At 66.9% G+C, this 13,893-nt stretch carries 11 protein-coding genes, 1 tRNA gene and 2 pseudogenes; 3 read left to right on the top strand and 11 right to left on the bottom strand.

What is annotated here, in order from left to right; all coding sequences use genetic code 11:
- Positions 1-9: 9 nt before the first annotated feature.
- Complete coding sequence (locus ACIGKQ_RS13205) at positions 10-519, bottom strand: PH domain-containing protein (protein WP_396573985.1); 510 nt, start codon at positions 517-519, stop codon at positions 10-12.
- A 114-nt stretch (positions 520-633) separates the two neighbouring features.
- On the bottom strand, positions 634-924 hold the full coding sequence (gene crgA, locus ACIGKQ_RS13200; protein ID WP_235721496.1) for a cell division protein CrgA: 291 nt from the start codon (positions 922-924) through the stop codon (positions 634-636).
- Positions 925-1,134: 210 nt separating this feature from the next.
- Between crgA and ACIGKQ_RS13195 the strand changes: the two genes are divergently transcribed.
- Positions 1,135-1,818 (top strand): aminodeoxychorismate/anthranilate synthase component II, encoded by a 684-nt coding sequence (locus ACIGKQ_RS13195; protein ID WP_287016095.1) that lies wholly within the window; start codon positions 1,135-1,137, stop codon positions 1,816-1,818.
- A gap of 14 nt (positions 1,819-1,832) precedes the next feature.
- Here the strand turns inward: ACIGKQ_RS13195 and pknB are convergent, their stop codons facing one another.
- From pknB to ACIGKQ_RS13160, 7 genes are all read right to left on the bottom strand, one after another.
- Positions 1,833-3,761, bottom strand: coding sequence for a Stk1 family PASTA domain-containing Ser/Thr kinase (gene pknB / locus ACIGKQ_RS13190; RefSeq protein WP_266061911.1), 1,929 nt, complete (start codon positions 3,759-3,761; stop codon positions 1,833-1,835).
- 104 nt (positions 3,762-3,865) lie between these two features.
- Positions 3,866-5,254 carry a protein kinase gene (locus tag ACIGKQ_RS13185; RefSeq protein ID WP_396573983.1) on the bottom strand — a complete coding sequence of 463 codons (1,389 nt, stop codon included), beginning with the start codon at positions 5,252-5,254 and terminating at the stop codon, positions 3,866-3,868.
- The gene (locus tag ACIGKQ_RS13180) at positions 5,254-6,759 is read right to left on the bottom strand and encodes a penicillin-binding transpeptidase domain-containing protein (protein WP_235721500.1); all 1,506 of its coding nucleotides are present in this window, start codon (positions 6,757-6,759) and stop codon (positions 5,254-5,256) included. The genes ACIGKQ_RS13185 and ACIGKQ_RS13180 overlap by 1 nt, the downstream gene beginning before the upstream one ends.
- Positions 6,756-8,186: an FtsW/RodA/SpoVE family cell cycle protein gene (locus tag ACIGKQ_RS13175; protein WP_235721501.1), complete on the bottom strand. Its 1,431-nt coding sequence runs from the start codon at positions 8,184-8,186 to the stop codon at positions 6,756-6,758. The genes ACIGKQ_RS13180 and ACIGKQ_RS13175 overlap by 4 nt, the downstream gene beginning before the upstream one ends.
- Positions 8,187-9,650 carry a PP2C family serine/threonine-protein phosphatase gene (locus tag ACIGKQ_RS13170; protein WP_235721502.1) on the bottom strand — a complete coding sequence of 488 codons (1,464 nt, stop codon included), beginning with the start codon at positions 9,648-9,650 and terminating at the stop codon, positions 8,187-8,189.
- Positions 9,647-10,114: an FHA domain-containing protein gene (locus ACIGKQ_RS13165; protein WP_235721503.1), complete on the bottom strand. Its 468-nt coding sequence runs from the start codon at positions 10,112-10,114 to the stop codon at positions 9,647-9,649. The genes ACIGKQ_RS13170 and ACIGKQ_RS13165 overlap by 4 nt, the downstream gene beginning before the upstream one ends.
- Positions 10,115-10,293: 179 nt before the next feature.
- A complete protein-coding gene (locus ACIGKQ_RS13160; protein ID WP_266061916.1) occupies positions 10,294-11,532 on the bottom strand; it encodes a DUF3662 and FHA domain-containing protein in 1,239 nt (412 codons plus the stop codon).
- 464 nt (positions 11,533-11,996) lie between these two features.
- Between ACIGKQ_RS13160 and ACIGKQ_RS13155 the strand changes: the two genes are divergently transcribed.
- A tRNA-Leu gene (locus ACIGKQ_RS13155) sits at positions 11,997-12,082 on the top strand.
- Between the two features lie 275 nt (positions 12,083-12,357).
- On the opposite strand, the gene ACIGKQ_RS13150 is transcribed toward ACIGKQ_RS13155, so the two are convergent.
- Positions 12,358-12,798: a cytochrome P450 gene (locus ACIGKQ_RS13150; protein ID WP_396574054.1), complete on the bottom strand. Its 441-nt coding sequence runs from the start codon at positions 12,796-12,798 to the stop codon at positions 12,358-12,360.
- A pseudogene (locus ACIGKQ_RS13145) lies at positions 12,723-13,400 on the bottom strand (cytochrome P450); the annotation flags it as partial. The pseudogene ACIGKQ_RS13145 and the gene ACIGKQ_RS13150, both read right to left, overlap by 76 nt.
- A 311-nt stretch (positions 13,401-13,711) precedes the next feature.
- Here ACIGKQ_RS13145 and ACIGKQ_RS13140 point away from each other — a divergent pair.
- Positions 13,712-13,893 (top strand): annotated as a pseudogene (locus tag ACIGKQ_RS13140) (ISL3 family transposase); the annotation flags it as partial.

Here is a 13,893-nt window from a genome sequence, read left to right as displayed (position 1 = left end):
GGCCGGGGATCAGGCGCGTTGGTCGTCGACCACGAAGCCGGCCCGGCGCAGGTCCTCGGCGACCGCGCCGAGGTCGGCACCCAGATCCCACCGGCTGAATACCACCAGGCGGGTGTCGTCGCGCAGCGCGTCATCCGCCGAGGCGGTTGTCGGCGCATCGTGCTGCAGGAAATCGAACTCCAGTTGGCCGGTCCGACGGCCGATACGGCGGAAGTCGAGCAACCGAATCCGATCGATCCGGTCTCGCGGATAGGTGTGCGCGCCGCCGATGGTGCGCACCAGAATCGCCGGTCGGCCGTCGGGCGCGGTGATCACCGCCAGCCGCGGGCGGATGAGCAGCGCGTAGCCGGAGAATCCCAACAGCAGTAGTCCGGCGGTGCCCATCAGCACCAGACCGGCCGGGTCTCCGGCTGCCCAGACCGCCGCCACCAACAGGATCACACCACCGATGCCCAGCGCGACCGCGGCCGGCCGAGGGGTGGCCCATTGATGTGTGGATAGATGGGCCGAGTTATCCACAGGCTTTACTCACAGTGGGGATGACTTACACACATGTGGTTTCCACAGTGTGGATGAATTACACACATGTGAGTAGGTGCTGTGGACGGATCGAGCGTCCGTTTCCCGCACGCGTCAACGCCACCGCATGGTCATCAGCAAACCCACCACCATCAGGGCGAATCCGATCAGAAAGTTCCACGGACCCAGCTCGTACATCCAGTGCAGTGCCTTGCCTTCGGCGCCCAGCGCCGATGGGGTGGCGACGAGATAGAACACGATCAGCCAGGCGAGCCCGATCAACATGAGGCCGAGCATGATCCAGACGTAGATGTTGCTGGAGGGACCCGCCTTCACCTTCACCGGCGTCCGACTTGCCGGGTTGATGGTGTAATCGGTCTTCTTCCGGACTTTTGACTTCGGCATGACTTCCTCTGTAGTGCTGAACAGCTCATCGGGCTGTCGGTCGGTCGCGACGGTACCGGGATGACTCCCTGACAGTGGGTCCGCCGCTCGCAAAGGTGTGTCTCTACGGTATCTCACCAGGTCGCCGACCCGGCAACGTCGCGTACGGCCACCGCGGGGCGGCGCAAATCCGATGGACTGCCGCCGGGTCGCCCAAGGTAGCCTGACGGAGTGAATCAGCCGCCTGTGCACGAGGGGTCGGGGTCGTCAGCCGGTCGCATCCTCGTCATCGACAACTACGACAGCTTCGTCTACAACCTCGTCCAGTATCTGGGCCAGCTTGGTGTGGAAGCCGTCGTGTGGCGCAACGACGATCCACAGTTGGCCGATCCGGCGGCCGCGGTCGAGGGTTTCGACGGCGTGTTGCTGAGCCCGGGCCCAGGCACCCCGCAGCGCGCCGGGGCCACCATCCCACTGGTCGGTGTGGCCCGGAAGTCCGGGATGCCGCTGCTGGGTGTCTGCCTGGGTCACCAGGCCATCGGAGCGGCGTTCGGCGGCACCGTGGACCGCGCTCCCGAACTCCTGCACGGCAAGACCTCGCAGGTGATCCATGACGACGTGGGCGTACTGGCCGGACTCCCCAGCCCGTTCACCGCGACCCGGTATCACTCGCTGACCGTGGTGCCCGACACGATTCCCGACGAACTGATCGTCACCGGCCGGACCGAGTCGGGCATCGTGATGGCGATGGCCCACCGCGAGCTCCCCATCCACGGCGTGCAATTCCACCCGGAGAGTGTGCTCACCCAGGGCGGACACCGCATGCTGGCCAACTGGTTGGCCGTCTGCGGCATCGACATCCCCGAATCTCGCGTCGCCGTTCTGGAATCGGAGATGGCCGCCGCGATCGGCTGAGGCTCCGCTGCGGCTCAGCCCGGCAGCAGACTCGCCTGACCGATCACCACCGAAACTGAGCCGCCCTTGCGCACCCGCGAGCCGGGAGCGGGGGTCTGGCTGAGCACCTTGTCGTTGTCGGGGCTGGTGATGGGCACATTGCGATCGGTCCGGTTCAGCGTCCCGTCCCCCCAACCGGCGTCGGCCAGGCTGGCGCGGACCTGCTGTAGGGTCTGACCGCGCAGGTTGGGCATCACGAACATATTGCCGCGCGACACCACGATCTGCACGGTCGTGCCCTGCTCCACCGTCTCACCGGCCGACGGCGAACTGCTCACCACCTGCCCGGCCGGGAGTTCGGAATCGCCGGCCACACTGACCACCTGCAGACCGACCTGTTCGAGCACGGTGCGCGCTTCGTCTTCGGTTTGCCCGGTCACATCGGGCACGGTGATCTCCTTGGGACCGTTACCCACGTGCACCACGACCGCGCCGTTGACGGGCGCCTCGGCCCCCACCGGCGGGGTGGTGCCGACGACCTTGTCTTTCAGTTCGCCGGTCGAATCCACCCGGTCGGTCCTGACGTTGGAGAATCCGAGCACCCGCAAGGCCTCGGTCGCCTCGTCGGGGGTCTGTCCACGCAGGTCGGGCATCTGGTGACGCTGCGGACCGGTCGAGATGTAAAGGGTGATCTCGGAGCCCTCGGCGGCCAGCACGTTCTCTGCGGGCGTGGATCGGGTGGCCGAACCGGCCGCCACCTCCAGGCTCGGCTCTTCGAGTTCTTGAACGGTGAACCCGGCGGCCTCGAGACTGTCGCGGGCCTCCGCCGACGTCTTGCCGACCACCGCGGGCACCGGGATCTGGGCGGCGGTGTCCGAACCCCACGGGGACCACAGCAGCAGACCGGCCACCAGTGCGATCACCGCGGCCACCGCCGTCCCGACGATCAGCCCGAGGCGCCGTCGTCGCACCGGCGGATCGACGTCGCCGGTGTCGTCCTCACGGCGATGCGAGCCGCCGCTGACCGCACGACGGGGTCCGGAGTCGGTCAGGGACCGTCGCGCGGTGCTGTCGATGAACTCGGTGCGGTCGGCATCCGACATCAGCATCGGCGCCGACGGCCGACCCCCGGCGAGCACCTTGATCAGATCCGATCGCAGGTCGGCGGCCGACTGATACCGGTTCGCCGGGTTCTTGCTCATCGCCTTGAGCACCACCGAGTCGAGTGCCGGCGGGATCTCCTCGCGAATCGACGACGGCCACGCCGGGTCCTCGTGTACGTGCTGGTGGGCGACGGCGACCGGGGAGTCACCGGTGAACGGAGGTTCGCCGGTGAGCAGTTCGAACAGCACGCAGCCCATCGAGTAGATGTCGCTGCGCGGATCGACCTTGATGCCGCGGGCCTGTTCGGGGGACAGGTACTGCGCGGTGCCCATCACCGCCGACGTCTGCGTCATCGTCGAGGTGGTGTCGCTCATCGCGCGGGCGATGCCGAAGTCCATCACCTTCACCGCGCCGGCCTTGTCGATCATCACGTTCGCCGGCTTCATGTCGCGGTGCACGATGCCGTTGCGGTGCGAGAAATCCATCGCCGCGGCCACATCGGCCATCCACGTCATCGCCTGGCGGGGCGAGACCGGCCCGTTGGACCGCAGGACGTCGCGCAGCGTGTCGCCGTCAACGTACTCCATCACGATGAACGGCAGCGGACCGTCTTCGGTCTCGGCCTCACCGGTGTCGAAGACCTGCACGATCGTCGGATGGTTCAGTTTCGCCGCGTTCTGCGCCTCACGTCGGAACCGCAGATAGAACGTGGGATCACGTGCCAGGTCGGCGCGTAGCACTTTGATCGCGACATCGCGATGCAAACGGAGATCCCGCGCGAAATGCACCTCCGACATGCCACCGAACCCGAGCGTCTCGCCGAGTTCGTACCGATCAGACAGATGGTGCGGCGTCGACATCACGTTGCGCTCACCATCTTTCGCAGCTCACAGTCCGGCCGCGGCCGAGCGGTACCCGCTCGTGTGCTGCCATCCCCATCGACACCCCAACCATTATCGTCACCTCATCGACCCGACAGGCCGGGGATCGTGAAGGTCGGAAACACCGGGTTCTCTGCGGTCGGCGCGCCCGGGTCCGTGGTGTCTGCGGTGTCCGGCGCGGGCGGTGGCTCGGTGGTGGTCTCCTCGGTGGTGGTCTCGGCGGTTGTGGTGGGCCGCTCACGTGTCGTAGTGGTCGGTTCGGGCTCCACCTGCTCTTCGGTGGTCTCCGGGACCGCCGTGGTGGTCTCGGTCACCGTGGTTGTCGACGACGTCGCGGGCACCCCTGGCGACGACGAGTTCATGTTCAACAGCCAGTAGCCGATCAACACCAGCGCGGCGACCAGCAACGCGCCGGCCACCCCGGCGAGCACCTTCTGCCCGGTCGTCCAACCGTTGTCGTCGGCCGGTGGCATCGGTCGACTGGGCGGGCGGCTCGAGGTCCGCGCCGTCGCCGGTTGCGTCGACGACCCGGTCATCGCGCGGGTCGCCGACGGCCGCATGGCCGCCGCAGCAGCGGCCCCACCGGCCGCTCCGGCCGCGGCAGCACCGGCGATGGCACCCGGTCGCGGCGGACGATGCCCGGCACGTACCGCGGCCACCGCGTCGGCGAACTCGCCACCGTTGGCATACCGCTGCCTCGGGTCCTTGGCCATCGTGGTGTCGATCAGCTCGCGCACATTGGCCGGTACCGCGTTGGGCAGCGGCGGCGGCGTCTCGCGGATGTGTTTCATGGCGACGGTGATCGCGCCGTCACCGAGGAACGGTCGGCGGCCGGTCAGCGCCTCGTAGCCGACCACACCGAGCGAGTAGACGTCCGACGCGGCGGTCGCTTCGTCGCCGGTGGCCTGCTCGGGCGAGATGTACTGGGCGGTGCCCATCACCATGCCCGTCTGGGTGACCGGCGCCGAATCGACGGCCTTGGCGATACCGAAGTCGGTGATCTTCACCTGCCCGGTCGGGGTGATGAGGATGTTCCCAGGCTTGACGTCGCGGTGTACCAGATTCTGCGTGTGCGCGGCCTGCAACGCCCGACCGGTCTGCTCGAGCATGTCCAGGGTGTTGTTCAGCGACAAGCGGCCCATCCGCGAGATCACCGAGTTGAGTGGTTCGCCGTCGACCAGCTCCATCACCAGGTACGCCAGCGGTTCACCGCCGCCACGATCGGGTGTCTCGCCGTAGTCGAAGACGTTGGCGATGCCCGGGTGGTTCAGCTTGGCGGTGGTCTGTGCCTCTGTCCGAAACCGTGCGGTGAACTCGGGGTCGTGGGTGTACTCGGCCTTGAGTACCTTCACCGCCACCCGCCGATTGAGCCGGGCGTCGAGAGCCTCCCAGACCTGGCCCATGCCACCGGTGGCGATGAGACGCATCAGCCGGTAGCGGTCGGCGATGGTGGTGCCGCTCTGCAATGTCATCAGCTTGCACCTCCCACCAGCGCGTTGATCACAGCTCGTCCGATCGGCGCGGCCACCGCGCCGCCGGTGGAGGCGGGACCGAGGTCACCGTTCTCCACCACAACCGCCACCGCGACCTGTGCGTTCGCCGACGGCCCGAAGGCGATGTACCAGGAGTACGGCGTCTCCGATTCCACGTCGGAGGTCGCGGAGTGCTCGGCCGTACCGGTCTTCGATGCGATCGACACCGGACCGCCGGCGCCGGCGGTGTTGCGTTCGGAGTCGATCATCATCGATGTCAGCGTCGCCGCCTGATCGGAGCTGATCGGCTCGTTGATCGTGGTCGGTTGTGTCGTCTGCAGAGTACGCAGATCGGCGGCCTGGAGCTTGTCCACCAGGTAGGGCTGCATCCGGACGCCGCCATTGGCGACCGTCGCGGCGACCATCGCCATCTGCATCGGCGTCACCCGCACGTCGCGCTGCCCGATCGACGCCTGGCCGAGCGCGGCCAGGTCGGGAATCGCGCCGACGGTGGACTCCGATACCGGCAGTGGGGTGTCGGGCTGTTCCTCATCGAGGCCGAAACGATTCGCCGTCTCAGTGAACACGGTGATCGGATCCTTCATCTTGGTCGTCGTCAGGTCGACGAATGCCGTGTTGCAGGAGTACTCGAACGCCTGCGTGAGCGACACGGTTCCGCCCGACGACCCGGGGCACGTCTGGCCGCCGTAGTTGCTCAGCGACGTCGCCGTGTCGGGCAGGGTGATCTGGGGAGCCGCGGTCAGCCGCACATCGGGGGTCACCCCGTCGCGCAACGCGGCGGCACTGGTGATCACCTTGAACGTCGAACCCGGCGGGTAGAGCTGGTTGACGGCGCGGTTGAGCATCGGGTTGTTGATGTCGCCGGGCTGGTTCCATGCTGCCCAGCTGCGTTCGCGCACATCCTGGTCGTGGCTGGCCAGCTTGTTGGGGTCGTAGCTCGGCGACGACGCCATCGCGAGGATCTTGCCGGTGTTGGGCTGCAACGCCACCACCGCGCCACGGCAGCCGCCCTGGCAGCCGTTGCGCAGGCCGTCGTAGGCCACCCGCTGCAGGCGTGGCATCACGGTGCTGACGACGTTGCCGCCGCGCGGGTCGCGGCCGGAGAACATGTCCATGAACCGCTGCCCGAACAGCCGGTCGTCGTTGCCGTTGAGGATCGAGTTCTCGTACAACTCGAGCCCGGAACTGCCGTACTGGAACGAGTAATAACCGGTCACCGGCGCGAACGCGTCGGCGCCGTTGGGCGGGTAGGTGCGCAGGAACTTCAGTCGGCTGTCGGTGGGCACCGAGACCGCGACCACCGAACCTCCGTCGGCGGTGATCGCGCCGCGTTGCCGCGAGTACTCGTCGAGCAGCACTCGGTTGTTGCGCGGGTCCGACCGCAGCGCGTCGGCCTTGAACACCTGCACGTAGGTGGCATTGGCCAGCAGGGCCACCACCATCACGATCACCGCGATGGACACCCGTTGGATCGGTTTGTTCATCGGCGCACCGCCTGGGTGGGCAGCGAGTCGATGCTCTTGGGTGGCGGGCGCCGACGCGTCGGGTCGGGTTCGCGGGCGGCGTTGGAGATCCGGATGAGCAACGCCACCAGAATGTAATTGGCCAGCAGCGACGACCCGCCATAGGACAGGAACGGGGTGGTCAGACCGGTCAGCGGGATCAGCTTGGTGACGCCGCCGACCACCACGAAGATCTGCACCGCGATGGTGAACGACAGGCCGGTCGCGAGCAGCTTGCCGAAGCTGTCGCGCACCGCGATGCCGGTGCGCAGGCCGCGCATCACGAAGATGAGATACAGCATCAGGATCGCGGCCAGCCCGGTGAGTCCGAGTTCCTCACCGACGGTGGCGATGATGAAGTCGGTGTTGGCGAACGGCACGATGTTGGGCCGGCCCGAGCCGAGGCCGGTCCCGAACAGGCCGCCGGTGGCCAGACCGAACAGGCTCTGCCCGATCTGGTAGCCGGAGCCGTCGAAGTCGCTGAACGGATCCCGCCAGACCTCCACCCGCACCTGCAGATGGCCGAAGAGCTGGTAGGCGATCAACGCGCCGATCACGAACAGCGTGATGCCCAGCACCAGCCAGCTGGCACGCTCGGTGGCCACGTACACCATCGTCAGCACGGTGGAGAAGATCAGCAGCGAGCTGCCCAGATCCGACGAATAGGCCAGCACCGCGATCGACACGAACCACGCCGCCAGCAGCGGTCCCAGATCGCGGGCGCGGGGGAAATCCATACCGAGGAAGTGCTTTCCCGCGGTGGTGAACAGATCACGCTTGGACACCAGGAACGCCGCGGTGAAGATGATGATCAGGATCTTCGCGAACTCGCTGGGCTGAATCGAGAAGAACGGCAGGATGATCCAGTTCTTCGACCCGTTGATCTCCGACATCGACGACGGCAGGATCGCCGGGATGATCAGCAGCACAAGGCCACCCAGGCCCAGCGTATAGGCGTAGCGCGACAGGGTGCGGTGGTCGCGCACCAGGATCAGCACCGCCGAGAACGCGATGATGCCCAGCACCGCCCACAGCAATTGCTGGTCGGCGTTGTGGGTGACGTCGGAGTCGTTGATGGATTCACCGGTGGGTCCGGTCCCCAGGTCGACTCGGTGGATCAGCACCAGCCCGAGGCCGTTGAGCACCGCGACCACCGGCAGTAGCAGCGGATCGGCGTGCGGGGCGTAGCGCCGCACCACCAGGTGCGCGACGCCGAACAGCACCGTGTAGGCGGCCACGTATTTGGCCAGATCCCAGGTGAGGCTCTGTTCCTGGGCGGACTGCACGATGAGCAGCGCCACGGTCACCAGGCCGATGGCGAATCCGAGGAGCAGCATCTCGGCGGTGCGGCCGGTCTGTTCGGGAGGTTGGCGCGGCGGAGCGTGAACGGTCGCGGACGGTTGACTCATCTAGTGGCCCCGGCAGATCTTGTTGCCGTCATTGTCGTATTGGGGTGCCAGCGACGACGACGTGGTCGAGGCGGGCGTGGACGACGCCGGCGATGGGGCCGGTGGGGTGGCGGGTGTCGGGGAGGGCCGAGGGGCCGGCTGACCGGGCACCGGCGCGGGTGTCGGGGTGGGCTCGGGCAGCGGTTCCGGGCACAGCGGCAGGAAGTTGAGCGCCTCGACGCGGTCCTCGGCGTCGGACAGCGGCATGTTGCGGATCGACTTGCCCTCGACGGCGTTGCGATCGAGTTCGGCCAGATCCGATGTCTGCAACGGCGTGCAGGTGTCGGAGGTGTCGTATTCGACGAACTCCACCTGCGGCTGTTCCTGGTCGAGACCGGTCACGCACACTGATTGGTTGGCTGAACTGAGGTCGAGGAACAGCACCTTGTCCGGCGAGCCCTGGAAGATCACCACCTCGTTGTTCTCGGCGCCCACGTAGTAGCTGTTGCGCACCATCGCCCGGGTGATGAACGCACCCACAATGATGAGTGCGATCACGGCCACCGCGGTCCCGGCGAACACCCAACGGCGCCACGGTCGGTGCGGCGGTGCTTGATCGTCGTCGGCCATGATGGTGGGACGTTGCGGTTTCTCGGCCGGTGGTCGCAGGGCGGCTGCGCGTCCGGCCGCGGTTGCCGGGTTGGGCGTGTAGCCCTCGTCGTCGCCACCGGCGGCGCCGCCGACGATGGGTCGCGAATCGCCGTACTCGGTGTCGACGACGTCGGCGACGATGACGGTCACATTGTCGGGACCGCCACCACGCAGCGCCAGTTCGATGAGCCGGTCGGCGCACTCCTTGTAGTCGGTGATGGATCCGAGGGTGTCGGCGAGGGTCTCCTCGCTCACCACGTCGGACAGGCCGTCGCTGCACAGCAGGTAGCGGTCGCCGGCGCGGGCTTCCCGGATGGTCAGCGTCGGCTCCACCTCCTGACCGGTGAGCGCCCGCATGATCAGCGAACGCTGCGGGTGAGTGTGGGCCTGTTCGGCGGTGATGCGGCCCTCGTCGACGAGGGTCTGCACGAACGTGTCGTCGCGGGTGATTTGGGTGAGCTGGTCGTCGCGGTACAGGTAGCCGCGGGAGTCACCGATGTGGCACAGGCCGATACGGCTGCCCGCGAACAGGATCGCGGTGAGGGTGGTGCCCATGCCCTCGAGTTCGGGGGAGTGCTCCACTTGGGCGGCGATGGCCGCGTTGCCGTTGTGGGTGGCGCGATCGAGCTGGGCCAGCAGATCGCCGCCGGGCTCGTCGTCGTCGAGGCTGCGCAGCGCCTGGATCACCAGCTGGCTGGCGACCTCCCCGGCCGCGTGACCGCCCATGCCGTCGGCGAGCGCCAGCAGCCGGGCACCGGCGTACACGGAGTCCTCGTTGTTCGAGCGGACCAGCCCACGGTCGCTTCGCGCGATGTAGCGGAGTACCAGGGTCACGGGCGCAACTCGATCACGGTCTTGCCGATCCTGATCGGCGTGCTCAGCGGAACCCGCACCGCGGTGGTGACCTTGGAGCGGTCCAGGTAGGTGCCGTTGGTGGAGCCGAGGTCTTCGACGTACCAGTCGTCGCCGCGTCGCGACAGGCGCGCGTGCCGTTCGGATGCGTAGTCGTCGGTGAGGACCAGCGTCGAGTCGTCGGCGCGTCCGAGCAGCACCGGTTGGGTGCCCAGCGTGATCCGGGTGTTGGCCAGCGCGCCCTGGGTCACCACCAGGTACCGCGCGGAGCCGCGGGCCGTGCGCGCGCTCGACCGATCCCTTTTGTCGCCGCGCGTGTAACGCGCCAAGCGGCTGCCGCCGGCAGACGCGATGTCGGCGCGCAGGGTTCGGATGACGGCGTACACGAACAGCCAGAGCAGCAGCAAGAACCCGATTCGGGTCAGCTGCAGCACCAAGCCCTGCATCTAAGTGTTCACCTCCAGCGCCATCACTTCTCGGCCCACGCGTTCCACCCCGGGCGCCGGTCGTACAAACGGACCCGACTGCATCTTATGGGCAGACTGAGTTTTCGCCTGCATTGAGATGTGACAGTTCAGTATCAACGCCCGGTCGCCTGGTGAGCGACCGGGTGAATGCGTGGTGACTACTGGAACCGGACAGTGATGTCGGAGTGGCCCACGCGGATACGGTCACCGTCGGCGAGTTCCCAGCTGCTGACCTGCAGGTCGTTGACCGTGGTGCCGTTGGTGGAGTTCAGATCCGTCAGCATCGCCACGGAGCCGTCCCAGCGGATCTCCACATGCCGGCGCGACACGCCGGTGTCGGGCAGCCGGAACTGGGCGTCCTGGCCGCGACCGATGATGTTGGAGCCCTCCCGCAGCTGGAAGGTGCGGTTGCTGCCGTCCTCGAGAAGCAGGGTGATCGCCGCGGGCGCGTACCCCGGCCGGCCGTAGCCCTGGTCGTAACCGCCCTGGCCGTAGCCGTAGGCGGGCTGACCGTAGCCCTGCTGCTGGTAGTCACCCGGCTGGTAGTCGTAGGCCTGCTGGTAGCCACCCTGGTCGTAACCACCCTGCTGGTAGCCCTGCTCGTAGCCGGGCTGGGCGTAGGCCTGGTCGGCGTAGCCCTGGCCGTAGTTCTGGTCGGCGTAGGCCTGGTCGTAGCCGCCCTGCTGGGCGTAGGCCGGGTCGTAGCCCTGCTGATAGCCCTGGTCATATCCGGGCTGTCCGTAGCCCTGCTGTGCGTATCCCTGGTCGGCGTAGCCTTGCTGGCCGTAACCCTGGGGGTAGCCGCCGGCCTGCTGGTAGTCGTAGCCACCCTGCTGGCCACCCTGGTCATACGCCGGGTCGGTCCCCCTGCGCTGGTCATATCCGGGGTTGTTGGTCATCTGTGGGGCTCCTACTTGTCGATGTGCACTTTCGGGGTGCTGCTCTGCCTGGGGTGCGTGCGGCGCCGACGGTGCCTGCGCTGCGGGTGGATCTTGTCGGCCGGGCGACATCGGTCTGGGTCGGGCATCCGGATTCACCGATCCGTGGGCACGGAAGATACCGGTATGCAATGACGGGGACTCGTCGAACTCTACGACGACCCGGCCGTAGGTTTGCCAGCCGTTGTCGGAGATGAAGTTCTCGAGGTGCTTGGAGAAGGTCTTGCGGTTCAGTTCGTACTCGGCCGCCACGTGCTTGAAGTCGGTGGAACTGAACTGCAATCGATAGCTGTTGGGGGCCAGGATCGCGCCGTCACCGAGATCGCGCAGACCCTCCTGCGCCTCGCGCTGTAGTCCGTTCTCGATCTCCTGCGGTGCGACCTGACCGCCGAAGACACGCGCGAAGCTGTCGTCGACCGCGCCCTCCAGCTTGCGTTCGATACGCTGCAAAATACCCACCGGCGACCCTCCCTTCGCGGCTTGCTGCACACGGTCGTGGCGTGTCGCCGTGCGTATGGCCTTGATAGATGATACCGATTCTGACCATTTAGCCTGGGTCGACGTCAATGCAGCAACGTTCGCAACATCAGCAACAGCGACGTCGTGCTGTTCACCCTACCTGCCGTACCGTCGCTGACCAGCGCATACGGGTGTATTTCCGATCACGAACCGATACATCCACGTCCACAAACCCCGTCGAGTGGGCGCCATTTCCCGTCGACTGGGCGCTGTTTTCCGTTGAGTGGGTACGCGCCGGCGAGCTCGCGAGCGGTCGTTGGTCCCTGAGGAGCGAGCTTGCGAGTGACACGAAGGGCGCCCCGTCGACTGGGCGCTGGTTTCCGTCGGCTGGGTCCTCACGCGACGCGTTTTGCTTCCGCCCCGCCCACCTTGCTATCGTTCTCGGGTCTCACGCAGACAGCCACGGGCGAGTGGCGGAATGGCAGACGCGCTGGCTTCAGGTGCCAGTGTCCTTCGGGACGTGGGGGTTCAAGTCCCCCTTCGCCCACCACGAGCGGGAAACCGCAAGTAAGAATACGAAGCCGCAGTTCCTTGGGACTGCGGCTTTGTCCTTGGCTGTGCCCCACCGGTCCGAGACGGCCAAAGGGCGGACCAGCCCGCCGAACGTGACAAGCGTGCTCCCAAGCGCTGCTCGTGCGTCGGGTGAACGACTCGAACAGCAGAATCCGCCCCGGCACATTGCCCGAGAAGAACTGCAGCGCTTACGCTTCGACGCCAACGTTGCACGCGGCCGAACAGAAGCCAGGTCAAACCGCGTACTTCCCGTCACCGCCGCCGCGTCGCGACGATGGTGAACGGCTCGGGTCGCAGCGTGGCCCGTTCACGCATGGACAGTTGCGTGGCGGGGTCCGCCAGGTGCAGCCGGAACCGCGAGATGAGCGCAGCGATGAGCAACGTCGTCTCGTGCAACGCGAATTGGCGGCCGATACACGAGCGCGGGCCGGTTCCCCATGGCGCGAAGTACTTGTCCGAGCTGGCGGTGAGCCGCTCGCCGACGAACCGGTCGGCTCGGAAGGTGTCGGCGTCGTCGCCCCATACCTCCGGGTCCCGTTGCGCGGCAAGGGATAGGACACCTGATCGCGCACGTTGTCCAGCGGCAGGCTGGCACCGGTCTTCGGGTCGGGAGTGCTCAGCATGAGCCCGAGCAGGTCGGTGGTGTCGATGTCGCCCGCCCGCTGCCTGTCCTCGATGATGGTTTCCACATATCGGCGGGCGGTCGCCACGTCGCGGTGGCGGCCGGGGGCACTGAGCATCTCCCGGATCGGGCCGATGATGGGTAGATCGTTGGTCGACTCGCTCGCCCAAGTTAGTGCGCGGCCGAGCGCCTCGAGGAACTCCTCTGTGCCCGTCACTGCCTGGCCGGTGTCGCCCAGCAAGCCCATCCGTTGGGAGAACCCGGCTCGGCCGATCACCTCGAGAGTGGTGGCGGTCATGTCCTGATGCACATCGACCGTAGGTTCCTTCTCCCATTGGGCCGACAGGTCGACTGCAACGCTGGCCATCGCATCGTGATAGGTCCGCATCGCAGTCTGGGAGAAACCCGGTGTGAGGATGCGCCGGGCCTGACCCCACAGCGGGTCCTTCGTCTTCGCCGTGAACAGGCCGGCGCCGGCCACCTCCCGCAGCTTTGCCAGAGGCCCGACGAGTGCTCGGCCCCAGTTTCGTTCGTCGAGGGTCTGATTGGCGAGTTTCGCGCCGCCGACCACGATCAGCCGCTCACCCAACAGCAGGCGTTGAAAGATCGGTCCCAGTTCGCGGGTCAATTCGGTCTCGTGCTGGGTGGGCTTGTGGCGATCGACCGAGGTCACGTCGCCGAGGACGGGGATGCGGCCGGCAGGGTGTGGCGTTTGCTCAGCGGCTGTGGCGTCACGACAGCACAGTGTCCCAGAGAGCCGCGAACTGCGCCGTACCGTGCCGTCACGATCTTCACTCGCGCGAGACCGCGTGATAGAGCAATCTGGCTCTTCCTGATTGACGGTGCGTGAAACAGGTTCTGGCGACCACAAGATGTGGGGTGAGGAAGATCGCGTGATGTGGGCGGTGTGCCTGGAGAGGTAGGTGGGTCCTGCGGTGTAAGGGTGAAAGCTCCTACACAAACAACCGCACACCGACAGGACCCATGACGCAGCGTAGCGCGATTGCTGACACGATTTGCCGCACCATCGAGTTGGGGGTGTCGATCACCGACGCCGCTATCGACGCCGCCGACCGCACGCACCTGTTTTGCGAACTGCTGGCGCCTGGCAACGTCTGCCCGGCCTGCGGGCAGTCGGGCCGGCTGCGTGATCACGTGGACCGTGA

Origin of the sequence: Gordonia sp. NPDC062954 (assembly GCF_044543825.1) — a bacterium.
GTDB lineage: Bacteria > Actinomycetota > Actinomycetes > Mycobacteriales > Mycobacteriaceae > Gordonia > Gordonia tangerina.
The sequence above is the reverse complement of the archived record's forward strand: the minus strand, read 5'-3'. Positions and strand labels throughout refer to the sequence as shown.

Coding starts and splice junctions, on each gene's coding strand:
- crgA (WP_235721496.1), bottom strand. CDS start 924: ATGCCGAAGTCAAAAGTCCGGAAGAAGACCGATTACACCATCAACCCG.
- pknB (WP_266061911.1), bottom strand. CDS start 3,761: ATGTCGACGCCGCACCATCTGTCTGATCGGTACGAACTCGGCGAGACG.
- ACIGKQ_RS13185 (WP_396573983.1), bottom strand. CDS start 5,254: ATGACATTGCAGAGCGGCACCACCATCGCCGACCGCTACCGGCTGATG.
- ACIGKQ_RS13180 (WP_235721500.1), bottom strand. CDS start 6,759: ATGAACAAACCGATCCAACGGGTGTCCATCGCGGTGATCGTGATGGTG.
- ACIGKQ_RS13175 (WP_235721501.1), bottom strand. CDS start 8,186: ATGAGTCAACCGTCCGCGACCGTTCACGCTCCGCCGCGCCAACCTCCC.
- ACIGKQ_RS13165 (WP_235721503.1), bottom strand. CDS start 10,114: ATGCAGGGCTTGGTGCTGCAGCTGACCCGAATCGGGTTCTTGCTGCTG.